At 63.1% G+C, this 25,043-nt stretch carries 21 protein-coding genes and 2 tRNA genes; 9 read left to right on the top strand and 14 right to left on the bottom strand.

Translation table 11 applies throughout. The features are described 5' to 3' along the window. Window positions 1–126: 126 nt before the first annotated feature. Both JJ918_RS11735 and JJ918_RS11730 read left to right on the top strand, forming a co-directional pair. Window positions 127–942 (top strand): M48 family metallopeptidase, encoded by an 816-nt coding sequence (locus JJ918_RS11735; RefSeq protein ID WP_291887405.1) that lies wholly within the window; start codon window positions 127–129, stop codon window positions 940–942. A 320-nt stretch (window positions 943–1,262) separates the two neighbouring features. Beyond that, window positions 1,263–1,339 (top strand) — tRNA-His (locus JJ918_RS11730). Window positions 1,340–1,409: 70 nt separating this feature from the next. Here JJ918_RS11730 and JJ918_RS11725 read toward each other — a convergent pair. From JJ918_RS11725 to JJ918_RS11715, 4 genes are all read right to left on the bottom strand, one after another. Then, the gene (locus JJ918_RS11725; protein ID WP_291887402.1) at window positions 1,410–3,503 is read right to left on the bottom strand and encodes a DEAD/DEAH box helicase; all 2,094 of its coding nucleotides are present in this window, start codon (window positions 3,501–3,503) and stop codon (window positions 1,410–1,412) included. Beyond that, window positions 3,500–4,357 (bottom strand): DUF1837 domain-containing protein, encoded by an 858-nt coding sequence (locus JJ918_RS11720; protein ID WP_291887399.1) that lies wholly within the window; start codon window positions 4,355–4,357, stop codon window positions 3,500–3,502. The genes JJ918_RS11725 and JJ918_RS11720 overlap by 4 nt, the downstream gene beginning before the upstream one ends. 144 nt (window positions 4,358–4,501) lie before the next feature. Further along, window positions 4,502–4,645 carry a DUF1778 domain-containing protein gene (locus tag JJ918_RS17250; RefSeq protein WP_367277702.1) on the bottom strand — a complete coding sequence of 48 codons (144 nt, stop codon included), beginning with the start codon at window positions 4,643–4,645 and terminating at the stop codon, window positions 4,502–4,504. 83 nt (window positions 4,646–4,728) lie between these two features. Then, window positions 4,729–5,028 carry a HigA family addiction module antitoxin gene (locus JJ918_RS11715; RefSeq protein ID WP_291887396.1) on the bottom strand — a complete coding sequence of 100 codons (300 nt, stop codon included), beginning with the start codon at window positions 5,026–5,028 and terminating at the stop codon, window positions 4,729–4,731. Window positions 5,029–5,263: 235 nt separating this feature from the next. Here JJ918_RS11715 and JJ918_RS11710 point away from each other — a divergent pair, with 235 nt between their 5' ends. Then, window positions 5,264–6,172 (top strand): alpha/beta hydrolase, encoded by a 909-nt coding sequence (locus JJ918_RS11710; RefSeq protein ID WP_291887393.1) that lies wholly within the window; start codon window positions 5,264–5,266, stop codon window positions 6,170–6,172. Between the two features lie 10 nt (window positions 6,173–6,182). On the opposite strand, the gene JJ918_RS11705 is transcribed toward JJ918_RS11710, so the two are convergent. Next, on the bottom strand, window positions 6,183–6,680 hold the full coding sequence (locus JJ918_RS11705) for a DUF6491 family protein (protein WP_291887392.1): 498 nt from the start codon (window positions 6,678–6,680) through the stop codon (window positions 6,183–6,185). A 177-nt stretch (window positions 6,681–6,857) separates the two neighbouring features. Between JJ918_RS11705 and JJ918_RS11700 the strand changes: the two genes are divergently transcribed. Then, on the top strand, window positions 6,858–7,682 hold the full coding sequence (locus JJ918_RS11700; RefSeq protein WP_291887389.1) for a hypothetical protein: 825 nt from the start codon (window positions 6,858–6,860) through the stop codon (window positions 7,680–7,682). An 82-nt stretch (window positions 7,683–7,764) separates the two neighbouring features. Next, window positions 7,765–8,901, top strand: a complete 1,137-nt coding sequence (locus JJ918_RS11695; RefSeq protein ID WP_291887386.1) for a DUF2336 domain-containing protein — start codon at window positions 7,765–7,767, stop codon at window positions 8,899–8,901. An 81-nt stretch (window positions 8,902–8,982) separates the two neighbouring features. Here JJ918_RS11695 and JJ918_RS11690 read toward each other — a convergent pair whose 3' ends face one another. The 4 genes from JJ918_RS11690 to JJ918_RS11675 form a co-directional block, all read right to left on the bottom strand. Beyond that, window positions 8,983–9,477 (bottom strand): Hpt domain-containing protein, encoded by a 495-nt coding sequence (locus tag JJ918_RS11690; protein ID WP_291887383.1) that lies wholly within the window; start codon window positions 9,475–9,477, stop codon window positions 8,983–8,985. Window positions 9,478–9,490: 13 nt separating this feature from the next. Next, complete coding sequence (locus JJ918_RS11685) at window positions 9,491–9,946, bottom strand: response regulator (protein WP_291887381.1); 456 nt, start codon at window positions 9,944–9,946, stop codon at window positions 9,491–9,493. A gap of 74 nt (window positions 9,947–10,020) precedes the next feature. Beyond that, the gene (locus JJ918_RS11680; RefSeq protein ID WP_291887638.1) at window positions 10,021–10,785 is read right to left on the bottom strand and encodes an NAD kinase; all 765 of its coding nucleotides are present in this window, start codon (window positions 10,783–10,785) and stop codon (window positions 10,021–10,023) included. 42 nt (window positions 10,786–10,827) lie between these two features. Continuing rightward, window positions 10,828–11,886, bottom strand: a complete 1,059-nt coding sequence (locus JJ918_RS11675; protein WP_291887377.1) for a DUF2336 domain-containing protein — start codon at window positions 11,884–11,886, stop codon at window positions 10,828–10,830. Between the two features lie 284 nt (window positions 11,887–12,170). Between JJ918_RS11675 and JJ918_RS11670 the strand changes: the two genes are divergently transcribed. Continuing rightward, window positions 12,171–12,938 carry a class II aldolase/adducin family protein gene (locus tag JJ918_RS11670; RefSeq protein ID WP_291887374.1) on the top strand — a complete coding sequence of 256 codons (768 nt, stop codon included), beginning with the start codon at window positions 12,171–12,173 and terminating at the stop codon, window positions 12,936–12,938. Window positions 12,939–13,155: 217 nt separating this feature from the next. Next, the gene (locus JJ918_RS11665; protein WP_291887371.1) at window positions 13,156–13,923 is read left to right on the top strand and encodes a hypothetical protein; all 768 of its coding nucleotides are present in this window, start codon (window positions 13,156–13,158) and stop codon (window positions 13,921–13,923) included. A gap of 170 nt (window positions 13,924–14,093) precedes the next feature. Here the strand turns inward: JJ918_RS11665 and JJ918_RS11660 are convergent, their stop codons facing one another. Further along, window positions 14,094–14,636, bottom strand: a complete 543-nt coding sequence (locus JJ918_RS11660; RefSeq protein ID WP_291887367.1) for a cytochrome c family protein — start codon at window positions 14,634–14,636, stop codon at window positions 14,094–14,096. A gap of 310 nt (window positions 14,637–14,946) precedes the next feature. Between JJ918_RS11660 and JJ918_RS11655 the strand changes: the two genes are divergently transcribed. Next, window positions 14,947–18,054, top strand: a complete 3,108-nt coding sequence (locus JJ918_RS11655) for a TonB-dependent siderophore receptor (RefSeq protein WP_291887365.1) — start codon at window positions 14,947–14,949, stop codon at window positions 18,052–18,054. A 257-nt stretch (window positions 18,055–18,311) separates the two neighbouring features. Further along, complete coding sequence (locus JJ918_RS11650) at window positions 18,312–21,401, top strand: TonB-dependent receptor (RefSeq protein ID WP_291887363.1); 3,090 nt, start codon at window positions 18,312–18,314, stop codon at window positions 21,399–21,401. A 114-nt stretch (window positions 21,402–21,515) separates the two neighbouring features. Here JJ918_RS11650 and JJ918_RS11645 read toward each other — a convergent pair whose 3' ends face one another. From JJ918_RS11645 to JJ918_RS11630, 4 genes are all read right to left on the bottom strand, one after another. Then, on the bottom strand, window positions 21,516–22,283 hold the full coding sequence (locus JJ918_RS11645) for a LytTR family DNA-binding domain-containing protein (RefSeq protein ID WP_291887361.1): 768 nt from the start codon (window positions 22,281–22,283) through the stop codon (window positions 21,516–21,518). Beyond that, on the bottom strand, window positions 22,264–23,958 hold the full coding sequence (locus tag JJ918_RS11640; RefSeq protein WP_291887358.1) for a sensor histidine kinase: 1,695 nt from the start codon (window positions 23,956–23,958) through the stop codon (window positions 22,264–22,266). Before JJ918_RS11640 ends, JJ918_RS11645 begins: the two co-directional genes overlap by 20 nt. A 418-nt stretch (window positions 23,959–24,376) precedes the next feature. Further along, window positions 24,377–24,452, bottom strand: a tRNA-Thr gene (locus tag JJ918_RS11635). An 89-nt stretch (window positions 24,453–24,541) separates the two neighbouring features. After that, window positions 24,542–24,976, bottom strand: coding sequence for a DUF1761 domain-containing protein (locus JJ918_RS11630; protein ID WP_291887355.1), 435 nt, complete (start codon window positions 24,974–24,976; stop codon window positions 24,542–24,544). Between the last annotated feature and the right edge of the window lie 67 nt (window positions 24,977–25,043).

Here is a 25,043-nt window from a genome sequence, read left to right as displayed (position 1 = left end):
GGGGACAGGCTCCAAAGGGATTCGGACGCACACTAGCACCTGCAATTGTCGCTTTCTTGGCAAGACGGGCAGGCGGCTGTGCGTTATTGTAAAGGAGAATGTGTCGGAAAACCAAAGGGGAAGGGTATGCCGGACACCTGCTGCAACCGCACCGCATCCGCCAGCGGCCTTGTGCGCCGCCGCGAACTCATCATCGGACTGGCCGCCGGCACCGTGCTGCCGCTGGCCGCGGGCTGTGCCGACAATGCCGCGCTGGGCCGCTCCCAGCTGATGCTGGTCTCCGACGGCCAGCTGGCGCAAATGTCCAACCAGGCCTGGCAGGACACGCTGCGCGAGGAACGCGTGCTGCGCGATCCCAGCTATCAGCGCCGCCTGGAACGCGTCGGCCAGCGCATCGTCCCGGCCTCCGGCCTCACCGGCTATCAATGGGAATTCACCGTCTTCGACAGCGAGGAGCGCAATGCCTGGGTCCTGCCCAATGGCAAGGTGGCCTTCTACAAGGGCATCATGGATCTGATGGAAGGCGACGGGCATATCGCCACCGTGCTGGGCCACGAGATCGCCCATATCGCCGGCCGCCACTCGGCCGAGCGGGCCAGCCAGCAGCTCGCCTCCCAGGTCGGCATCTCCCTGGTCACCGGCGCGCTGGGCAACAGCGAATACAGCCAGTACAGCCAGGAGATCGGCGCCGCGCTGGGCATGGGCGCCACCTATGGCATCATCCTGCCCTATTCGCGCGAGCACGAATACGAGGCCGACCGGATCGGCGTCGATTACATGGTGCGCGCCGGATACAATCCCCAGGACGCGCTCGACTTCTGGATGGGCATGGCCGCCATGAACCAGCGCCAGACCGCCGAATTCGCCTCCACCCACCCCTCCGACGCCAACCGCATCGCCGCCATGCGCGAGCACATGCGGGCGCGGGGGTATGGCGCTTAGGGAGCGGTTCCAGGACGGCGTCGCGGGCTCCAGGTCCTCGCCCTCGATGGGCGAGGGGGACCACGCCGCAGGCGTGGTGGAGTGGGTGGGAGCGAGGTGTCTGAATGGACACGCTCCGCGTTTCACCCCTTCCGTCCCTTCGGGACACCTTCCCCATCAAGGGGAAGGACCGACAAGCGCTCGGGATCAGCCGTTTCCCGCCCGTCGCAGTCCGCCCGCACGGCGGCCTGCAAATCGCCTGACGAAGCAGTTGCCAGCGCGCGGGAGGGACGCTAGTTTCCCGCGCCTCACGCCCCCTTTGCGGACCGTGACACCCGAGTGCCGCCTTAGCTCAGTTGGTTAGAGCGCTAGATTGTGGATCTAGAGGTCTCCCGTTCGAACCGGGAAGGCGGTACCATTTTTCTTCAAGTTGAGTGAAAGCGAACTTCAGTATGCCTTGTGCGTGCTGGGCGTCTGCCGGTTTGAGGTCAGCGCCTCGAGCCTAGCGTGAAGTCCAGAACAAGGACGTCATTGTCGGACAGTATGGTTCCTGATTCCATTAGTCGACGGGTCTCCGCTACGGCCGCATCAATGTCGAAAGTGTCGATAAAGCCTTCAAGCTTCCTGATTATGGGCTCGGGAATTCCTACCTCCTCAAGTGCTTTTGAATGCCCTTGAAGCCCCCAGCTGGAAATTCGCGCCAAAAATACAGAGTAATCAATTTCTCCGGCTTTTCCTAATATTTCTTCGGCGATATCTTGAACAAACTCAAGCGGCTGAACAAAGGAGTACTCCACCCCCCTAAGAAAGTTAAACGCCAAATCGATATCTTCATCAGTATTATCTTCTGAGACGATTTTTTCTAAAAATGATCTAATGCTTTTTGAGTATTGAAGTTTATTTGCGAAAAATGCAAATTGTCTCGCTGAGTGAACTCCGTGCTTGTCAAACTGAATTCGTCCCCAAATTATTTCCATGCTCGCTAGAATTTCCTTGTAGCCTTTCAGGCCCGTCCAAAGGATTTTCCGGCTTCCGGTAGAAAGCATTTCTTCGAGTTCGTTATAGCAGAGTTCAATATCACCTACGCCGTATCGCGCGTACTTTTCCAATAATTTGGTTGGCAATGGAGAGTTTTCGATAAACTCAGCTTTACGACGAAGATTCGTATCGGTGAGGTGCTCCTCGGGAACTTGAAACAAGTCTCTGTCAGAAATCCTACTTCTGTCCTGCAGCAAAGGGATGTCTAATGGGTCCCAAATTTCATGAGGCGCTTCGTTGAATAGATATATGCGCCCGATGAAGTGGCGGAACATGCGTCCAGCCCGACCTTTGATGTTGTCAAAAGTAAATCGGTCTAATTTTCTTGTGCTGATTTTCTTGTCGTATATAAATACCACTTCAGCAGTCGTGTTGACTCCTTCGATCAGTGAGGATGTGCAGATTAAGATGCCAATCTTTCGCTGATTGAAAAGGCTGACCATTAGGTGGGCAATCGCGCGAGGTACGCGGCCATGGTGAATGCCTATCCCTTGTTCAAGCGCGTCCGCGACGTACCAGCCATCATGGTAGTTTTGGCGCAACCAATCGGCAATTCGCTTTACTGTTTTGGTGGGCCGTCCGACTTTGCGCTGTATGAGCTCTCGCGAGAGATCTCGCGCTGACCGAGGCGACTGGCAGTATATCAAACGGGATGCTTCGGCCTCCTCGTGCAGGTATTTTGCAAGAACATCTGGATCTGTTCCCTGAGGCTCAACGCTGATGACGTCGGCTGCCACTGGCGAGTACTTGGTCTTCACAAACTCGAAGTCGGGTCGCTCTTTCGTATTGACTGGGTTGTCAGGTAGGGAGGGGCCGAGGAGATAAACCTGTCTCGACTGATCAATGTACCTCGCTAACAGCGCATGCAGCGTATTTGCGCGAGTATCGCCTCTTGTGAGGTCGAGCTTGTAGAACTCGTCGATGACAAACAAATCTGGTTTGTGCAAGTCGGTGCGGTCGAAGATGCGTTCTTGGGTTCCTATAACGATAGTTTTTTGGTCCGTTATGGCTTGAAAATTCTGTGAGATGACATCGTAGTCGGTGAAGCGGTCTACGATGGTCCGTCTTCGCTCCTCCAGAAGTGCGATAGTGGGAACGACTATCACGGCCAGTTTCGGTTGGCGGTGTGCGATCAGGGCGTCAACAAGTAGCGTTTTGCCAAAACTGGTTGGGGCGGACAGGATGACATTTTTTCCTGACGCCAGCTTTCTGAATACTCGTAGCTGTTCAGAATGAAATACGGTGTCGTCGAGGCCCGGAACTCGATGCGTTTCTAGTGCTATTTCGTCTCGCGTAATCGATACCTCGTCCAAGTACGGAAACAGGCCTGCTTCTCGCCCAATTGCTTGAATGATTGTCTTTGCGCCTGGTAGTACTTCTTCTAGATCGTCTGCTCGCGCAAACAAACGAACCGCGATCTCCGCGTCGTCTTCGATAGCCCGCTCGCCACTAAGCCAATGGGTAGAAGCAGAGTTGAGTAGTTTAAGAGCTGCCGCGGCGTCAGGAATCTCTCCACCAAGGGCCTCAATCAGGGTCGATTTCATTCTTCGAAGCCCTTTATCAAATTGATGAACTCGGTCTCGAGTGCAGCCTTGGATGCCAGCGGGATGTAGATCGCGACTACACGCACCTGTGCGGCGATTGGTGAGCTTGCCAATCGCCCGCTCACATACTCATACTCTTCGAGAACCAACTCACGGTAGGTCTCGACGTTCCCATCGAAATTCTGTGCTGCCTCACTTTCTGAGGCGATAAGAACGGGGACGACAATGCGATCGATGATCTCATCCAAGGTGCTGGCATCGTCGAAGAGCCATTGAAGTTTGGCGTACCCAGGTGTGTCGGCTTCGATCTTTGGCCCAACAAGGATTTTGGTCTCTTTTAGAAACCCCTCCTTCAGGTGTGTTTTTAGACTCGCCAGTGCAGCGGAAACTGCGTCTTTGGTGTCACTGTAGAACTTCGCTTCGCCGAGCCATAGTTCTATTTCTTCAGTGTTTTCATCGTAGGTAACAAGTGCAGAATCAAAGCCAGTTACTTGGTCGTTAGAGCGCATTTTGTAAAAAAGTCGGGAAACGAAAGCGTGAGCCTTGTATTCCGTGACTGAAATTATGTGCAGAAGTAGTTCGCCTATCTCACCCCGGCTTTTTCCGCTTGATGACTGGAAGACTCTGGTAGCGGCATCGCGCAACAAAAGCCACGGGTTTTCGGACCCAATAGATTCTATTTCTTGTCGCCTTAGTGCAAAGTGAGGCAGCCAATTTACTAGATGCTCGGCAAGCTTCCGAGCGCGCCACTTCTTGAACTCAAATCCGGCGCAAGCAGTCAACCCGACCTGCTCGTCATCCTCAACATGAAGGATTTTAAGGAATTTCTTGGGCGGTCGAGGGGTAGCTACCATCTAAGACAGAACTCGTTACTTTAAGTATGATCCATCTAATAATTCGGACAGAATCAAATGAGTGTATCAAATGGTTAGCATCTGCTTAGGTTGTGTATCAAGCCTAGCGTAGAACATGGTCGGAAAGCTGACCGAAAGTCTAATCTAGTCGTAGTCCGATTGATTGATGGCGGCGGCCCCCGCCCGTCCCACAGCCGCGGACACCATGAACGCCGACCGGCTCATGCCGGCGCGGGTGGCGGCCTGGTCGATCAGGGCGAGCTGGCCGGTGTCGATGGAGAGGTTGATGCGGGTGGTGCGGCCGCTGGTGATGGCGGGCGCGATCAGCGGGGTGAGGACGGCGTCCCGCCGGTCCTCCAGAAACTCCGGCTCTATGCGGCCGCCAGGGGTTCGATACTGGTCTCGATCTCGTCACCGGCCTCGATGCGGGCCATGGCCAGGTCGTACTCGGCCTGCAGGTTCAGCCAGAATTGCGGTGTCGTGCCGAACAGGCGGGCAAGGCGCAGCGCCATGTCGCCGTCGCAACGCGCGCCGTTGAGCAGGCGCACGGCGCGCTGCCGGCCGATGCCCAGCCGTTTGGCGAAGGTCGGCGCCTTCATGTTGTAGTCGGGCAGATAGTCTTCGCGCAGATGATCTCCGACGCTGGCCGGCGCGATGTCGCGATCGCTCATTCTTGCCTCCATCCCGGGCCGTCGCCCTAAGTCTTGCGGGCGGTCGGGGTTTGCCAGAGCATTGTGTAACGAGAAGCGTTACACGAGTCGATCAGGAGGGCCCGCTTCCCCCTCCGGCCGCGTATTTCCGCCATCAACTTATCCACTGCCCTGCAGCCCGTGCGATAATGGGGGATCGGGTTAGGCTGGCGCCGGTTGGCAGAGCTGGCAGCAGAGCCGGCAGGAGGCGGATGCAATGGACGGAACGGGTCCGGATTGGACGGTGCAGACGGTATCCCTGCCGGGCGGGACGGTGTCGCTGCGCGTCTGGTCCAATCCCGGCAAGCCGCGCCTCGCTTTCCTGCACGCCAATGGTTTCTGTGCCTCGGCCTATCGCCAGGTGTTCGAAAAACTGGCCGGAGACTACGAGATCTACGCCCCGGATCTGCGCGGTCACGGCGCCACAACGCTGCCGGCCGATGCCGGTATGCACCGCTCATGGGGCATTTATGTTACCGATATGATGGCTTTGTGGGGGCAGTTGGGCTTCGTTCCGGATGCCATGGCGGGCCATTCCATGGGCGCCACCACGGCCCTGATGACCGCAGCCCGCCTGGCCCGCGAGGGCCGGACTATCCCCGCTCTGGCCCTGATCGAACCGGTGATCCTGCCCCGTCCGGTCTACTGGCTTGCCCGCTCGCCCTTCTTCGCGCTCAACCGCAATCGCATGCCGATCGCCCGCCAGGCGCGCCGCCGCCGCAATGGCTGGCCGGACCGCGAGGCGGCCCGGCAGCGCTATGCCAAACACCCCGGTTTTGCCCGCTGGGCGCCGGGCGTTCTGGAAGATTATCTGGAGGGCGGCCTGAAGGCGGCCGGGGCCGCGGTTGGGGACGGGGACAAAAAACTTATCCTCGCCTGCGATCCCGCCTGGGAGGCGGCGAACTATGAAGCCCAGGCCCACAATCCCGACGCTGCCGCCCGGCTGGTCGCTGGGCACGCACACGTGCTGCAGGCGGGACATGGCTCGACCCTGATGCGTCCGCGCGCGCTGACCCGCTACGGAGCCAGGCTGACGCGCATGGACGATCTGGGCCATCTCGCCCCGATGCAGGCACCGGACCGGGTTGCCGCCTGGCTGTCCGGTGCCCTGCGGGGCGATGACTGAGGCGCGGCGGTCAGCGCTGGCTGGGCGTGTCGTCCCCGTCCGCCGCCTCTTCCGCCGCATTGCGGCGCTGGACGAGGGCGCGGGCCGTCTCGACACTGTCGATTTCCTCGACGGTGTGGATCGAGCAGCGCATTTCAGGCTCGCCGACATGGATGTATTCCACCAGCGGCGGGTAGAGCGTGGCCGTGTCGCCGAAACTGGTGCCGATCTGGATGCCCGTGCGCAGCTCCGGGCAGGGGTGACGCAGGGTCACGAGATAGTGGCGGCGGGCTCCGCCATTGAGCACGAGGTGCTCGCGGTCGATCACCGAATAGCCGTTGATATTGACCACGCGGATCCGGTCGGTGGCCGGTTCCAGCGGATAGGCTTCGGCGGCCGCAACGGCCTCCGGATCGATATCCTGGGCGGTGGCGGCCGGCGCCGCCATCAGGGCCACCGCTCCGGCCGCGGCCAGAAGCGGCGCGGCGGTCCCGGCGAATGTCAGGCGTGCGAATGTCAGGCGTGTCATGGCGTATCCTTTATGCATCCGTTCAAAGGATCCCTCGCTCCCACAAGGATATCGGCGCTCTGCGGGGTGCCGTCAACCGTTCTCCCGGCGGCACGGCGCCGCATCGTTAACGCCGGATTAGCCATGAGGCGCGAGTCTGGACGTCGATTCGCAGCAACCGATTCTCCGGAGCCCGCCTTGGTCAGCCCCGTCGACGCCAACAACCAGGACTTCATGACCCGCACCCTGCGCCAGGCCGCGCAGGAGACCGGCACGGATTTCAACTTCCTGCTGCGCACCGCTGCGCGGGAAAGCAATTTCGATGTGCGGGCCGAGGCCTCGACGTCTTCGGCGACCGGTCTCTTCCAGTTCATCGAGCAGACCTGGCTGGGCGTGATGCAGCGCCGCGGCGCCGAGCACGGCTATGAAGACGCCGCCGCCGCGATCAGCCGCGATGCCAACGGCCGCTATGTCGTCGAGGATCCGGTGCAGCGCCAGCGTATTCTCGATCTGCGCTTCGACGCCGAGGCGTCCGCCCGCATGGCCGGCGAACTGGCCGCAGAGAATGCCGCCGTGATCCAGACGCGGATCGGCCGGCCGGCCTCCGGCGGCGAGCTCTATGCCGCCCACTTCCTGGGCGCCCAGGGGGCTGCCAGCCTGATCGAGGCCGCCGAGAACAATCCGCAGGGCCGCGCCGACCAGCTCTTCCCGGCCGCTGCCCGCGCCAACCGTGCCATCTTCTACGAGCAAGGCCGCGCCCGCTCGACAAGTGAAGTCCTGGCCTCGCTGACCGGCGACCGCCCGGCACCGCAGATCCCGGCATCCGCAAACCGCGCTGCGGCGCCCGACCTCAATGACAGCGGCAATATCCGCCTTGCCGGCAGCTACACTCCGGCCCGCAATACCTCGCCTGTCGCGCCGGGCAGTCACCGGGTCGGCAATGGCGAGCTGTCGCCGGCACTGGTGGAAATCCTGGCCTCGCTGGACGCCCCGCGCTCGGCCGGCCGAGCGCGCAATTCGTAAACCCGCGAAACGGGTTGCAAGCTTTCGTTAAGCATACCGGGCCTAGAAATAGGGCCGATACATTCAACATGATGGACCTGCCATGAGCGTCGTCGCGCTGCGCAATCGACTGACCCAGGACGATATCCGCCGTCTGGTAAAGGGCGAGAACGAGGAAGTCCGTGCCTCGGCCGCGCAGAAGATCTGCCGCCGCATGGATGCGGCCAGTCTGACCGATGCCGAGCGCGGTGCCGCGCGTGACATTCTCGACCTGATCGCCCGCGACGCCGCCGAACTGGTGCGCCGGGCCATGGCCGTCACCCTCAAGCAATCCCGCAACCTGCCGCGCGACATCGCCGTGAAACTGGCGATGGATGTCGATGCGGTGGCCCTGCCGGTGCTGGAAAATTCCCCGGTCCTGGAAGACGAGGACCTGCTGCGCGTGCTCGAGCATGCCGGCAGCGACAAGCGCTGCGCCATTGCCGGCCGGCCGCATGTCGCGCCGATCATCGTGCACGAACTGCTCGACAGCCGCGACGAGCGGGCCGTGTCGATCGCCGCCGCCAATGACGGGGCCCGGTTCGACGACGCAGCCTATCAGCGCGCCTTCGCCGAGTTCTGCGAGAACCCGCAGGTGATGGACAGTTTCGTCGCCCGCTCGCAATTGCCGCTGGATGTCACCGAACGCCTGATCTCGCACATTTCCGACACCGCGCTGCAGCGTCTGGTCTCGCACCACGCCCTGCCGCCGCAAGTCGCCGTGGAGATTGCCGAGGGCGCGCGCGAGCGGGCCACGCTGGACCTGGTCGACCAGGCCGGCCTGGCGCACGACCCCAAGCATTTCGTCCAGCAATTGCGCCTCAATGCGCGCCTGACGCCGTCGCTGATCCTGCGCGCCCTGCTGCGCGGACATGTCGCCTTTGTCGAGCACGCCTTCGCCGAACTGGCCGGCATCTCGCACGCCAAGGCATGGCTCCTGGTGCACGATGCCGGGCCGCTGGGCCTGCGCGCGGTCTATGACCGCACCGGCATGCCCTCGCGTCTCTATCCGGCGATCCGGGCCTGTTTCGACGTGCTGCACGCGATGGAAGTCCCGCACGACACGGCCAGCCGCGAACGTTTCCGCCGTGCGCTTGCCGAGCGGGCGATCACCCGTTTCCAGGGCATCCCCGAAGACGATCTCGACTACATCCTGTCGCGCTTCGAGGATGACGACGAACAGCTGGCCCGGGCCGGCTAGTTTTTCCTGTCCTTGCGGACGTGAAAAGAAAAAGGCCGCCCGGAGAGGCGGCCTTTCTTGTGTCTGGCGATGCGGAAAGGATCAGTCCTTCCAGGGCTCGGCAAAGGCGGCGGATTGTTTCTCCAGCTCGCCGGCGAGTTCGGAGGCCACGGCATCCTCGTCATTGCGGATATTCTGCGACAGGGCAGCCCGGATCGCACCGACATGGGCGAGGGCGAGAGCCAGCGGGGCCTTGTCGCGCTTCTCCTGCATGTCGATCATCTTGGTCAGTGAGCCGGCCAGGCGTGTGACGATCGGGAATTCATAAGTCGAACCCAGACCGCGCAGGTCGTGGGCCCGCACGAAGAGTTCTTCGCCTTCCGGACCGGCCAGGCCGGCCGTCTTGACCACCTTGGCAGCGGCTTCCAGCTTGCCGACTTCCTCTTCCAGCCACTGGCCGAAATCGGCGCGCAGGTCCTTCAGGGCCTCTTCGGCCTTCTCGATCATGTGCATGTCGGCCTGGCTGATCGGGCCGCCAACCTTGGCCTGCAGCAGGTTGGGCACCGAAATCACTTCAGCATCATTGGGTTTGGCCATGGTCTTATCCCTCTCAGTTCGCGGGGGAATGGGCGGCATGGCCAGCATCGGCATGCCCGGAAAAACGGCTCAGGGTCTCGCTCAGCGCGCCGGCCAGGGAGGCCGCGGTGAAGGGCTTGACCAGGAAGGTGTCGACGCCGGCGGCGGTGGCCTCGGCGATGCGCTGGCGATCGGAATAACCGCTCAGCATGATGACCGGGATGAAGGCGGTCGGACTGGTCGGCCCGCGGCGCAGGGTGCGCACGAAGTCCAGACCGTCGCGCGGCTGCATCTTCCAGTCGGTAATGACGAGATCGACCGGACGGCTGGCGAGCACATCGAGGGCGCGGTCCACCGTGTCGGCCTCGATGACCTGGGCGCAGCCGAACGCATTCAGGGACACCCGCAGCGCGCCGCGCAGGGCCGCGTTGTCGTCGACCAGCAGCACGCGCAGGCGGCTCAGATCGGTGGGCAGTTCGGGTGCAGTCATGGCGTCGGCGAATCCGGTTCGGGTCAATTCGACTCGAATACTAGCCGGCCTTGCTTAACGTCAGCCTAAACCGGTCAGCTTTCGAACTGCTCGATCAGGATGCGTTCGGCCAGGTCACGCCCCTTATCGTACAGCAGGGTGAGGGTGACGTCATTCGCCTCGACGATGTCCACGCGCGCGACCTCGCGGAATTCGCGATTGTCGGCCACGGCCGAGACGGGGCGCAGGCGCGGCTCGACGATCTCGAACCCCACCCGCACGGTGTGCGGCAGCAGGGCCCCGCGCCAGCGGCGCGGGCGGAAGGCGCTGATCGGGGTGAGGGCGAGTACCTTGGAATTGAGCGGCAGGATCGGGCCATGGGCCGACAGGTTGTAGGCGGTGGATCCGGCCGGCGTGGCGACCAGGACGCCATCGGCCTGCAGTTCGCCCATCCGGTCGCGGCCGTCGATCGTGATCTTGATCTTGGCGGTCTGCCGGGTTTCGCGCAGCAGCGAGACTTCATTGATCGCCAGCGCCTCGAAGGGCTGGCAGTTCACATCCTCGCCCCAGGCACGCAGCGGGTGGATCCGCACATGTTCGGCCGTCGCGATACGTTCGCGCAGACCGTCCGGCCGGAACTCGTTCATCAGAAAACCGACCGAGCCGAAATTCATGCCGTAGACACGGGCGCCGGTCTTGATCGAGGTGTGTAGTGCGTCGAGCATGAGACCGTCGCCGCCCAGGGCAATGATCGTGTCGGCCTCGTCCAGCGGGACGCAGCCATACAGCTCTTCAAGGCGTGCTTTGGCAGCCTTGGCTTCAGGCCTGGGACTGGCCAGGAAGGCAAATGAATCGGAGATCGCGGGGCTCTGGGAAAAAGACGTTACCGAACACGTCTTTATTCAACCCCTGGAACCCATCTGACGCAAGACCTTGGCCGCTTTCTCCGGGCCGTACATGCGGAACACGTTGGCTGCGGCCGACATGGCATCGCCTTCGAGCGCCTGGTGCATGCGCCCGGACCGCTGCAGCGCCTTGTGGATCACCGGATAGGCGGTGCGTTCCAGATTGGCGGCCTGGCAGGCCATCGCCGCGGCGCGGACACCGCCCATGGCCAGGGCAATCCGCCACTGGGACACCTTGATGCCGCAGAGATGGGCGATGGCATGATCGAACACGGCTTCCTCGCCGCGCACCAGCGCATCCAGCGCATACTTGCCGTCCAGCTTGCCGTCCTTGGCCGCGTCATTGACGCGCCGGGCGGCGTCCTTGTCGACATCTTCCGGGGTCGCGGAGAGGGCGGTCTCGACAGCAAGCGCCTCGACCTTGTCCTTGTCCAGACCGAAGCGGCGATAGAGTTCCTCGCGCCAGTTCTCCGGCAGCATGATGCACAGCTGTGTCGCGAAATCGGTCGTCAGATCGTGGCGGCGGGCGAGAGCCTCGCGCAGTTTGGGATTGTCGCGCGCAACCGTCAGGCAGATATCCAGCGTGTTCTCGGATATCTCGGCCGTCGAATTATTGGCCAGGGCGCGCAGCACGATGGCTTCGCCGGGGCGGGCGAGCGTGTCGCTGACGGCGAGGCAGAGATTGGCCCGCATGGCGAGCACTTTGCGGTGCTCGGTCGTGCCGCTCTCCGCCAGCTCGATCATGTCTTTCTGGGTCAGTTTCGAGCTTTTCTCGATGATCACCGCCGAGACTTCGATCGGCTCGAAGGCGAGGAAACGGATGATATCGTGAGGGGCCCAGTCGCACGGGGCGAGCCTGGCGGCGATTTCCGCCTTGGTCGCGGTGTCGCTTTTGGCCGAAAGGGTAACGAGCAGCTCCCCGGCGACCGGATCGGCGGTCGGGCTGAGGGGCTGTGCCAGGCACAGATCCACGACACCCATGGCCAGCTCCCGGCGCTTGCCGGGATCTTTCATCTGGGCCAGGACATTGAGAGTTTCCGCGGTATTGGCAGGCATGGAGACGCAGCTTCTTGATTGTCGTTGCCTGCCATTAAGTCAGAAACGCCTTGAAAACTTGTTAATCGGCACTGACAACAATTTGTGCGTGATTTCAAAGACTTGATTAACCCTGTATTGGGTGCTCTCTACTGGTAGATGCAGAGTAAAAAGCAAGCACAGGATGTGTTGCCCCGTGTGGCGTTTTTCGGCCCTCATCGCGTGCCACGGAAGGGTTTGACGGCGATGGAACATCGGCCAATACTTACAGGGTTGGCGATAAAGAAAACCCCGGGGAGTTCAAAATGGACGATCAAGCAAACCTGTCGGTCAAGGACCAGGTCTCCGAGGAAGAATGGAAGGCGCGCTGCGATCTGGCGGCGCTGTACCGGCTGGTGCGCATGCACGGCTGGGACGATCTCTTCTTCACTCACATTTCGATGCGTGTGCCCGGGCCGGACGAGCATTTCCTGCTCAACCCGTTCGGCCTGCTTTATGAGGACGTCACGGCGTCGAACATGGTCAAGGTCGACCTGGACGGCAATGTGCTGCCGCCCTCGCGCTATGGCATCAATCCGGCCGGCTTCACGATCCACTCCGCCATTCACGCGGCGCGGCCGGATGTGAAAGTCGCCCTGCACCTGCATTCCGACGACGGTGTTGCGGTGGCCGCCCAGAAGCGTGGCCTGCTGCCGATCTCGCAGCTGGCGATGAATGTCTACAATGATGTGAGCTATCACGAATACGAGGGCATCGCGCTCGATCATGACGAGCGGGAACGCCTCGTCGCCGATCTGGGCGAAAAGAACCTGATGATCCTGCGCAATCACGGCACGCTGTCGGTCGGGGATCACCCGTTCTCGGCCTATGTGCGGATCTACCTGCTGGAGAAGGCCTGCCGCATCCAGATCAAGGCGCAGGCCGGCGGGGAGCTGATCGAGTGGGACGAGAAGATGCAGGATCGCGTCTTCGGCCAGTCTTCCGAGATCGCCTCGAACGATCTGTTCAAGGAAATCGCCTGGGCGGCGGTTCTGGACCGGGTCCGTCGCGAAAGCCCCGGCTTCGACAGCTGAGCGAACAAGGTTGCGCCCGGCGGATGATTGTCTGCCGGGCGTTTTCTGTTCTCCTCAGAGAAAGCAATTATTGGTGGCATAAATTTGCAATAACCCGTTTTACGGGCATGCTCGCTGTCCCTGACCGCCGGGGCCTCTGTGCAGCCGCGGCCGCAATCGGGAAGGATGCCCGATGGGATGGCGAAAACAGTCTTGCCACCGGCCGTGCGCCGCAAGCTTGTTGGCCATCGTGTCGATCGCGGCCGCGCCTGGACCGGCCGAGGCGGGTGCCTGGCTGCAGCGGAAGGGCGAGGGGCTGGCTATCGTCACGACGCTGGCCGACCGGGCCGACCAGCGTTTCGATGCCGGCGGCGACCGGGTCGATGACGGCTATTTCTACAAGGACGAGACGGCGCTCTATGCCGAATACGGGATCACGGCACGGCTGACGGCAGTGGCGCGGCTCGCCTGGCAGTCCGTCGAGCGCCGTCAGGGCGCGATCCATGACGCGGCCCAGGGGCTTTCTGCGAGCGAGTTCGGGCTGCGCGCAGGTATCTGGCAGGACGCGGGCCGGATCGCCACCCTGCAGGTGACGGCGCTCCTGCCCGGCGCCGGCGAGAATGTGTCAAACCAGCCGCTTGGCGCCGGTGGCGAGGCTTGGGAAGTGCGCGCGCTTTGGGGCCAGTCGTTCGGAAACGACCGCTTTGCCGATATCCAGCTGGCGCATCGCTGGCGGGCGGAGCCGGATCTGGACGAGGTGAGGCTCGATATCAGCGCCGGCTGGCGCCCGGCGCCCCGCTGGCAGGTCATCGTCCAGTCGCTGTCGGTCTGGAATGCGGAAGCGGCGAGCCCGGCCCGTCCGGCCTTCAGCCAGCACAAGCTGCAGCTCTCGCTCGGCCGTGAAATCGCCGGCATGGAATACCATGCCGGCGTCTACTTCACGCCCGCCGGCCGCAATACGCTGGACGAGCGGGCAATCTTCCTGTCCGTCTGGCGGCGCTTCTAGGGCCCGAGCGCTTTCGGCAAAACCGGTGCCGATTTTGCTGAAAACGCCGGGTCCTTGGCGACCGCATTTTCGAACCGCAAAACCGGTGCCCACTTGTGCTGAAAATGCTGGGTCCTTGGCGACCGCATTTTCGAACCGCAAAACCGGTCCCCACTTTTGCTGAAAATGCTCTAGTCAGCCGTCTCGACAGCGAGGTAGCCGATCACGTCGCGCCGATCGTGGGCCTCGCGCAGGCCGACAAAGCTCATGCGGTTGCCGGGCACCATGGCGCGCGGATTCTCGATCCAGGCGTCCAGGGTCTCGACATCCCAGGTCAGGCCGGCCCCGGTCAGCTGGGGGGAATAGTTGAAGCCCTCGGCCGAGGCCGCGGCGCGCCCGATGACGCCATGCAGATTGGGACCGACCGTGTGGCGGCCGCCTTCATTGAGGGTGTGACAGGACTGACAGCGCCGGAACTGGCGCGCACCATTGGTCAGGTCGGCATTGGCGTAGTCGCCGCCCAGGGCTGCCAGGATCGCCTCGGCATCGTCGTCATCGTCATCGTCACTGTGGGCCATTGCCGTGGCCGTCGACGATGCAGTCGCAGACGGTTCGGCGGCGGGCGCCGCGGCTTCGTTGTGCGCGGCCGGAGCCGCATCGGCGGTATCGCCGGTTTCACCGCCGCAGGCTGCGATGATCAGGGCGCCTGCAAGTGGAACGAGACTGCGCAGCATGCCGGAATCCTCCAGTTCTTCAAAACGCTGGAACCCCATATAGCGCAATCCGTCCGCTGCGGGGTGCGACAGACTGCCACCGGCGTCACACCTTTGCAGCCCGGCGGGGGCGTTTGCAGCAGAATCCGGGCCGTTCGGTGCATCATCTCTCAATCGGGAACGCCTGCCCGGCGTCAGCCTCATTGGAATTTTCCTGTGTCCGGTTTTTCAAGCCCTGTTCGCCTGCGCGTCACGAATCCGACACGCCGCCGGGTCCGCCCGGTGCTTCGGACAACGCCCCGAAGGGGCCGACTTTCCAGGGGGATAGGTTTTGAAAACCTCAGAAAAAATGCAATGGCTCGGATCGACCGTTCTGGCCGGGATGATGGGTGTCAGCCTGCTGGCTGCCCCGGCCTGGTCGCAGAACCAGACCGAGACGCCGGACGATCAGCCGGTCCGGACTTCCGCGGGGGCGGAAGAGGATACGGCAGACGATTCCGAAGACTCAATCACGATCACCGGTTCGCGGATCGTGCGCAACGAGTTCTCCACGGCGGCACCGATCCAGGTGATCGACGGGGAACTGTCGCGCGATCTGGGTCTGGTCGACGCGGCTGACCTGCTTTCCCAGACCACGGTTGTGCAGGGCCAGCAGACGACGACCGGCCTGTCCACCTCGGCCGGTCTGATCACGGACAGCGGTCCGGGTTCCGCAACGGCCGGTCTGCGCGGCCTGGACGCCGGACGGACCCTGGTTCTGGTCAATGGCCGCCGCCTGGCGCCGGCCGGTGTGCGCGGCGTGCCGAGCGCGCCGGACCTCAACATGATCCCGGGCACGCTGGTCGATCGCGTGGAAATCCTGCTCGACGGTGCGTCGTCGGTTTATGGTTCCGACGCTGTGGCCGGCGTTGTGAACTACATCCTGCGCGACGATTTCGACGGGCTGCAGCTGGATGCCTATCTCACCGACCCGGAAATGGCCGGCGATGGCGGCCGTCAGCAGGTCTACACCGGCACGCTGGGTGTCAGCGGTGATCGCGGCTTCATCGGGTTCGCTGCCGAGTACACCAAGACGGAAGGCTTCACCGGCCGCGAGTTCGGCAGCTTCTACGAGCCCTACGCCGGTAACTGCATCACGAACTACAGCTATGGCGCCAGCGGCGAGATATACGAGGATTGCGGCGCGTCCTTCGGTGCCGGTGTCGGTGTTTTCCCGGCGCTCGGCTATGTCGGTTATGAGGCGGGCCGCCAGCATCCGGGCTTCCCCGACGGCTTCTTCCCGATCCCCTTCACGCTCGACCTGCTGCAGTCCGGCAGTGCGAACGGTGCCGCGCTGCTGCTGTGGCCGGAGGAGCTGAACGGCAGCCAGATGCCGGACTTCAACCGGACCTCGCTGTACTCGATCGGCGAGTTCGATCTGGGCTTCTATGGCGGGATGACGGCCTATTTCGAGGCGTCCTATACGCAGCGGGAAAGCGAATCCACCACGATCTCCCAGGGCGGCCTGGCAATGCCGGCCAACTATGCGCTGAACCCGTTCGGCCAGGCTGGCGACATCTATTTCCTCGAGCGCTATACGACCGAGACGGACGTGTCCCAGATGCGCCTGATCGGCGGCCTGCGCGGCGATCTGCCCTTCATGGACAGCTTCGGTCCGATGCACGGCTGGAGCTATGATGCCTATGCCAGCTTCAGCCGGTCCGACGGTTTTGACCGGGTGCAGGGGCTGTATGACTATTCCCGCTATCTCCAGGTGTTGAGCAATACGACTGTGGATGGCAGCGGCAACGCCTCGTGCGCGCCGAACTTCGCCCCGAACTCGACGCAGGTGATCGAATGCCGTCCGCTGGACTTTTTCGATGGCACCTTCCTGACGACGGGCCGTTTTGCCGATCCCGAGGATAATGACTACTTCTTCCCGAACCGCCTGACGCGGACGGTCGTCGAACAGTCTGTCCTCAGCGGCTATGCCACCGGTACGCTGTTCGATCTGCCTGACGGTCCGGTCGGCCTGGTGCTGGGCGGTGAATACCGCAAGGACGCCATCGTCACCGATACCGACGCGGGTGCATCCGGCGGCGAATTTGCGGGCTTCTTCTCGGATCCGGGTTCGACCGGTGACCGCTCCCTGATGGAAGCCTTCATCGAGATGGAAGCGCCGATCCTGATGGATCGTCCGTTCGCCGAGGAACTGTCGGTGAACGTCGCCGCCCGCTGGACCGAAGAGTCCAACTATGGCGCCAGCTGGACCTACCGGATCCAGTCGCTTTATGCGCCGAACGAATGGCTGCGTTTCCGGGCCACCTACGGCACCTCCTTCCGCGCGCCGAACCTCGGCGAACAATTCGGCGGGCGCGTGCAGTTCTTCGGCAACCCGCAGGATCCGTGTCGTGTGCCGGGTCTCGCCATCGTCGAGGTCGATCACGACAATGATCCGTCGACGCCGAATATCCGGCAGTACGATCCGACGCTGGAAACCCGCAGCCCGACGGTCGTCCAGAACTGCCAGAATGGTGGCGGCCCCTACAACCTGCCGGGCGTTGACCCGTTCTCGCTGGGTACCACTGGCCTGGGCACGTCCAACGTGACCTTCCTGGGGGCCAGCACTCTGGTCGCCACGGGGTCCAACCCGGACCTGGATGCGGAAACGTCCGAAGCCATTTCGGCCGGTTTCGTGATCGATCAGCCCTGGTTCGACGCATTCGATCTGCGTCTGTCGGCGACCTATTATGACATTTCCGTCGACGGTCAGGTGGAGTCGCTGTCATCGCTGGCGATCGTGGCCCTGTGCTATGACTCGCCGAACCTCACGAACAATCAGTGCCAGTACATCACGCGTGGTGGTGACGGCGAGATCAGCTTCGTGGAAGCGCTCAACCAGAATCTGGGCGAGCGGGTGACCGAAGGTATCGACGTCAATATCGAGTTCGGGATGGACTTCACCGCACCGGTCATCAACCGTCCGATGCGCTATGATGCCATCTTCCGGGCCACGCACACGCTGACGCAGTTCGAGGAAGAAACGGGCGCCGATGGCGTCACGATCAATGACGATCTGGGTGAGTACGGCTATCCGCAGAACCGGTTCAGCCTGACCAACGTGTTCTCCATCGGTGACTGGAGTGCATTGTGGCAGACCCGCTATGTCGGCGAGATGATCGAGGCGAATGACGACCCGTTCGATCCGCTCGGTTCGGGCCTCTACGCCTGTGTCGCGGCCGGCGATACGCCGTGTAACGTGTACGAGAACTCTCCGGAGTACTTCGTCCACGATGCCTCAGTGACGTGGCGCAATGACGATCTGGTGGTTCGTGCCGGTGTGAACAATGTGTTCAACGATGCACCGGAGCCGCAGAGCAATCACGGCTATGTCATCCGGGGTGTGGGTTACGATCTGAACGGCCGCACGCTGTTCATGAACGTCACCAAGCGCTTCTAGCCTTGCTGGAAATGCAGACTGCGAAGGCCCGCTCGTCAGAGCGGGCCTTTTGCGTTCGGGCGCCTTTTGTCATCCGCCCCGGAAAACCCGTCATTCAACGGCATTTTGTTGTTCGCCGACCCGGCTTGGCGCAGGCCGAATTCCGCTGTCGGCCGGTCCGGCCTCCCCGTAACCCCATTCGATGCGCTCGTGCGCATTCAAACGTGCATGCGGCTTGCCGCATGTGAGGGGATATCCAAGCCGGGGAGTAAATCGGCATGAAAAATCAAGCATTCAGGTCATTCGGCAGCGGTCTGGGACGATCCGCTTTGCTGGGCGCGACCATGCTGGCAGGCCTTGCGGCCGTGTCGGCACCGGCCTTCGCGCAAGAGGATACGGCCGGGGACGACGAGGTGATCGTGATCACCGGCTCGCGGATCGCGCGCCAGGACTATGTCGCCGACAGCCCGCTGGTCTCCGTGACCGGCGACCAGGTCGTCGCCAATGCGGACATCACGATCGACACCTATCTCAACACGCTGCCGCAGGTGAACCCGGCCGGCACCACCACGTCCAACAATCCGGGCAATGGCGGTCAGGCGAATGTCGACCTGCGCGGTTTCGGCGCCAACCGGAACATCGTTCTGATCGACGGCCGCCGTGCGATGCCGTCCAGCGCGGGGCTCACGGTCGACCTCAACACGATTCCGGCCGCCCTGATCGACCGGATCGAGGTTGCAACCGGCGGTGCCGGTGCCGTGTACGGTGCCGACGCCGTGGCCGGTGCGGTCAACGTCATCCTGCAGGATGATTTCGAGGGCGTCGATTTCCGCGCGACCTACGAAAACTCCACCGAATACTGGGATGCCCAGGAGTACGGCGTGTCACTGGTGATCGGCGGCAATGTCGATGACGGTCGCGGCAATGCCGTGATCGCATTCGACCGCTCCGTGCGCGAGGGCATGATCAAGAGCCAGCGTCCCTTCGCCGAGCAGGCGACGGCGACGACCAGCTTCTTCCCGGCCGGTTCGCTGCTCTTCGGTGCAGCCAACCGTCCGACCGAAGCCTCTATTGACGCGGTCTTCGCTTCCTATGGCGTCGACCCGGCCAATGTCAGCGTCGGTAACCGCTTCGGTTTCAACCTGGATGGCACGCTGTTCTCGGCGGGTATCTTCAACCACCCGTCGGACGTCGAGAACTTCCGGTATGACATCGACGGCAACGTCAACCAGAACATCTTCCCGGATGCCTATTCCTACAATTTCGATTTCGTGAACCTGCTCACCCTGCCGATGGAGCGCGACAGCTTCATGGCCCGGGCAGACTATGATCTCGACAATGGCGTCAACATCTTCGGCAATATCGCCTGGGCGCACTACACGTCGGCTTCGGCGCTGGCACCGACCCCGATCCCGACTGTTCAGACCCGCGCGCCGGGCGAGAACACGGCGATTCAGGCTGTTTCGGCTCTGGTCGAGCCGGGCCGCACCGTGTCCAACCAGCTGATCATTCCGGTCACCAACCCGTTCATCCCGACCGATCTCGCCGCCATTCTGGCAAGCCGGACCGGCGACGATCCGAACCTGGTCGGCTCAGGCGCCCTGGAACCCTTCCTGATGCGTCAGCGGACCCTGTCCGCCGGTCTGCGTCAGTCGAACTTCGAGAACACCGTGACCAGCTACACTTTCGGCGCCGAAGGCCCGATCGGTTCCAGCGGCTGGACGTGGCATGCCTATGTCTCGCGCGGTGACACCGAAATCGACCGCCGCCAGGAAGGCAATATCGATACCGATCGTCTGCAGATACTGCTGGAAGCCGCCGATGGCGGCGACAGCACCTGCGCCGGCGGCTTCAATCCGTTCGGCCGCCAGCCGCTCTCGGCGGAATGTGTGTCCTACCTGGAAGTCTCCTCGACCGCGTCGACGGAATTCTCCCAGACGGTGGGTCAGCTCTATGTTGCCGGCGACGCCTTCAACATGCCGGCCGGTCCGGTGTCGATGGTGCTCGGCGCCGAATATCGCGGCTTCGAGTTCGACTTCGATCCGGGTTCGGGTGCCGGTCCGATCTCCGGCTTCAACGCACAGAATCCGAACTCGGGCACCAACTCGTTCGAAGACCTGTTCGGCGAGGCGCTGATCCCGCTGGCCGGCGACGATGCGCCCTTCGGTGCGATCGATCTTAGCCTGGGCTATCGCGTCTCGCGCAGCGAGTTCCGCGACGGTATAACCGGTGATACCGGCGGCTCGAACGACCCGGCCTACAAGGCCGAGCTGAGCTGGGAGCCGCTGGACTATGCCCGCTTCCGGGCGTCCTATCAGCACTCCGTGCGCGCGCCGAACTTCGGCGAGCTGTTCGGCGGTGGCGGTTCTGCGCCGCAATACTTCGATCCGTGCTCGATCACCGGTGTCCAGCGTTCCGGACCCGACTCGGTCCAGATGCGGGCCTTGTGCGCGGCAACGGGCGTGGCCTCTCCGGATGCCTATGTCCAGACGCCGGGTACCCAGGCCTCTGTGACCACGACCGGCAATACGGACCTCGATCCGGAATCGGCTGACACCTTCACCATCGGTGCGGTGTTCCAGTCGCCGGTCTCCAATCGCTGGCTGGACCGTTTCCAGGGCACGGTCGACTACTGGCGTATCGACATCTCCTCGCCGATCCTGGCGCCGGGGGTGAACCAGCTGATCGCCGATTGCTACAATTATTACGGCACCAATCCGACCTATGATGTGAACCGCTATTCCTGCGCCGGTATCGTGCGGGGCGGTGGTGACATCTTCGGTATCAACTTCGTGGACGATCCGAACGGCAACTTCCCGGGCGTCAACGGCGGTTCGCAACAGGCCTCGGGTATCGACTTCGCCTTCGGCTGGGGCTTCGATCCGGAATGGCTCGGTGCGCCGTCCTGGGCCGGCAGTGTCACCACCAGCGTTATGCTGACGCACCTGCTGGAGTGGAAGCAGCAGGATCTCAACAGCCTGCCGGATCTCGACTACGCCGGAACCGTGTCCTTCTTCGGCGAAGGCCTGGGCACCTCCTTCCCGGAATGGAAGGCTGTCTGGAACACGCGCTGGAGCGTGGCGGACTTCGACTTCGATGTGCGCGCACAATACATCGCGTCGATGGACAACCGCGCCAGCGTGATCTTCCCGGTCGAGACCAGCTTCACCGGTACCGACGCTGTCTGGTACTGGGATGTGGCCGGAACCTGGAACATCACCGACAACGCCTCGATCCGTCTGGGCGTGAACAACCTGTTCGACGAACAGCCGCCGGAATACGCACCGAACGTGCAGTCGGGCACCGACCCGTCGCTGTACGACGTCGTCGGACGCCGCGTGTTCGGTCAGATCGCCCTGCGTTACTAGTGAGGGGAGACGCACCTGCCCGGTCTCTGGCCGGGCAGGGCTGCGTGACAGGGGAAGGGCGGCGAACCGATGGGTTCGCCGCCCTTTTTCATGCGTGATTGCGGGAGGTGGGGGTCAGTCGGCGATCTGGCTGAGCGCGGTGCGCAGGGCGCCTTCATAGGACCGGCCGACACGCACGATCTGGCCATTGTCCAGATGCACGAGACGGCCGCCATGCTCGGTCGTGGAGGACATGGTGATGCGCTGCTTGTTGACGATCGCCGAGCGGTGCACGCGCATGAACATGCGCTCGTCCAGCAGGCCTTCCATCGCCGTCAGCGTGTCGCGGTGCAGCCAGGACCGGTCGCGGCAGTGCAGGCGGACATAGTCGCCCTCAGCCTCCACCCAGTCGATCGTGCGCTTGGGTACGCGCACCATGCCTTCACGGCCCTTCACCCAGAGCGCATCGTCGGCCCCGGTGCCATTGCCGCGCAGGGCATCGATCACCGTTTCCAGCTCGCCGATGCGCGACTGGGCGTCCTGCAGGCGCAACAGGCTGCGCGCGCGGGCGAGGGCAGTGTCCAGCCGTTCCGGCTTCACTGGTTTGAGCAGGTAGTCGACGGCGGCTTCCTCGAAGGCCTCGGCGGCGTGATGGCTGTAGGCGGTGACGAAGATCACGGCCGGGGCATCGGGCCCGTTGAGCTGGCGCGAGACCAGCAGACCGTCCGTGCCGGGCATGTGAATGTCGAGCAGCACGACGTCCGGGCGCAGGGCCGAGATCATCTCCATCGCCTCGTCGCCATCCCGGGCCACACCGACGATTTCGTATTGCGGCCGGCGGGCCAGCAGGACTTCCAGCCGGCGCGAGGCCAGCCGCTCGTCATCAACGATCAGGATGCGCATCCTTCTTCCCTCCCTGGGTCTGTCCTGTGTCTGTTTCGGTCGCCGCGGCCGTCACCGGTTCGCCGACCTCAAGCGGCAGGCGGATACGGACGGCAAAGCCGCCGCCCTTGACCGGGCCGGCCGCCAGATCGGCGTGCTTGCCGTAAAGGACTTCCAGCCGGGCGCGGATATTGTTCAGCCCGACGCCCGTGCCTTCCGGCGGCGTGGCGGGGACCGGGCCGCCGCTGTCGGTGATATCCAGCACCAGCATCTCGCCCTCGCGCCGGGCCCGGATGGCGATATGCACCTGCACCCGCGACCTGGAGACGGCGTATTTCACCGAATTCTCCAGCACAGGCTGCAGGATCAGCGAGGGCACGAGCGCCTTGCGGACAGCCGGGTCGATATCGCGCTCGACGTCGAGTCGGCTGTCGAAACGGGCCTTCTCGATCCCCAGATAGAGATCCTGCGCGGCCAGTTCCTCGTCCAGCGGCACACGCTCGTCCGGCGAGGTCTGCAGCGCAAAGCGCAGGAAATCGCTGAGCCGGCCCAGCATGGTCTCGGCCTCGTCATTATGCCGGTCGATCACCAGCGAGGAGATGGCGTTGATCGTGTTGAACAGGAAATGCGGATTGAGCTGGAAGCGCAGCATTTTCAGCTGGGCTTCCTGGGCCAGAACGGCGGAATCATATATCTGCCATTCCTGGGCACGGATGCGGCCGAAAGCCTCGATCACCAGATAGATCGCCGACCAGGCAATGAAGGCGGGCATGTTGAAGACGAACCAGCGCGGCGCGATGTGGGTCAGGCCTTCCCAGCCTCGCGTCGTCATGCGGCTGTTGGTGAACTCGGTCGGGAAGACCTCGTACCACATCAGCCACATCATCACGATGTAGAAGCAGGTCGCCAGCATCGAGCTGCCCATGATCAGGGCAAAGCGTGTCGACAGGTCGAGCTGCCGCGTGGGGCGCAGCACCGCATAGTGGATCAGCGTGGTGGCGGCGAGCCCGCTCGCCTCGATGACGACATTGCGCCACAGATTGTAGACGTCCTCGATCATCGCGATGCTGGTGAGGACGGTGAACAGCAGATTGCAGGTCCAGAAGACGATCTGCATCCGCCAGAATACCGCCGCCCGCATGCCGTCATTGGCGCGGTCGATCGTCGTCGTGGGCAGCCGGTTCGCCGATCCCAGCGTCCGGTTGAGCCGCGATTGCAGGCCGCGCTGGCGCGCCGGGTCCGGCCGCCGGCTCTGGTCGAGGCGCCAGGTCAGCGCACACCAGCCGGCAAACACCCAGACATCCGTCATCCAGCGATGGCCGACCCGGGTCAGCATGTCCCGTTCGATCCCGCCGGCCCCCTCGCGCGCCGTGAACAGCAGGTTGACGACGGAGAAGACAAGCGCGGTCGCGGCGATGGCGATGATGAGGGTGGTGAACCGGCGCACAGCCGGCAGCTCGCGCGTCCGGCGGATCAGGTCCGTCAGCATGAAGGACAGCAATCCTCCTGCTGTGGAAACCGGCACCAGCCGCGGCAGCAGCCCCGGCCGGGCGACGAATTCGTTCCAGTCGGCCACGAGGTTGAAAAAGGCGACCACGCACCAGAACAGGACGAGGGCGATGGCGAGGTGGCGGGCGGCGAGACGGTCGCTTCTGAACGCGTCCGGGGCCGGCGAGAGAGGCGGTGCACTGAACATGCGTCCAGCCTAGTCGCGCCCCTGCGCCACCCAAATCGGCGCGCGCGTCGTTCGTCGGGTTTATCAGGGCGTTTGTCGCAGATATGCGGCGTTCACGGCGTTTGTGGTGCCGTTAGGGCACAATCCGGTGCGACGAATGGAGCGTGGCGTAATCGTTGCGGTGGATGTGAGAGGCGTACAGAGCGCCAGACCAAGCTCGCTCCCCGCAGCCTTGAGCGTGCTTCATGTGAGCACGAACCCCACCACCGGCAGTTTGACCGGGTACGGGTTCGAGCGGAGCGGAAGCAATCGAGAAATGGTGCCGGCTGAGGGATCGGGCTCGCTCCCCGCAGCCCTGAGCGCGTTCCATGCGAGCATCGACCCCGACACCGACCGCGGTGACAGGCTCGGGTCGAGCGGAGCGGGAACAAAGGAAAAATGGTGCCGGCTGAGGGACTCGAACCCCCGACCCCCTGATTACAAATCAGGTGCTCTACCAGCTGAGCTAAGCCGGCAACCAAGGGCGACCTGATACGCGGGGCCGGGGAGCGGGACAAGTCCCTGATGCAATCGGAACTGCCCGGTCCGCCGGCCGTGTCGCGGATCAGTCCTTGACGGCGACGCCGTCCATCGCGGTGAGGATGGCGGCGGCGATCACGAAGCCGATCAGCGTATGCGCTCCGTCGAGCACCAGCAGCATCATGGGCTGCATGGCGTAGGCGATGTCATAGGCCATGGTTGTCACCACGAAACCGGCCCACAGGAAGACGGCCCATTTCACGGCACTGGCAAGGCCGTCGGCTTTCAGCGCTTTCAGGGCCAGACCCAGAAAGGCCGTGGTGACCAGCGTGATGGCAAAGCCCATCGCCATGGCCGGCCCGGCGGACGCTTCGGCGGCGGCCATCTGGGCGTCGGTGAAGCCCCACAGCCCTGTCCAGAGCTCGGCGAACAGCGCGCCGTACCAGACGGCGCCCACAGCGTAGAAGGCGAGTGTGGCGACGATGAGCGCCACAATGTTCAGCCCGAGAATTCGCGGCATTTGGTGTTTCCTCCCCATTGAAGGGCCTGTATGTCTCACGGCCCCGGGACGAGTCCCCTTTGGCTCG

The organism is Maricaulis sp., assembly GCF_017642925.1.
Taxonomy (GTDB): Bacteria; Pseudomonadota; Alphaproteobacteria; order Caulobacterales; family Maricaulaceae; genus Maricaulis.
Note: the sequence above shows the minus strand (reverse complement) of the source record. Positions and strands in the feature narration are given on the sequence as shown.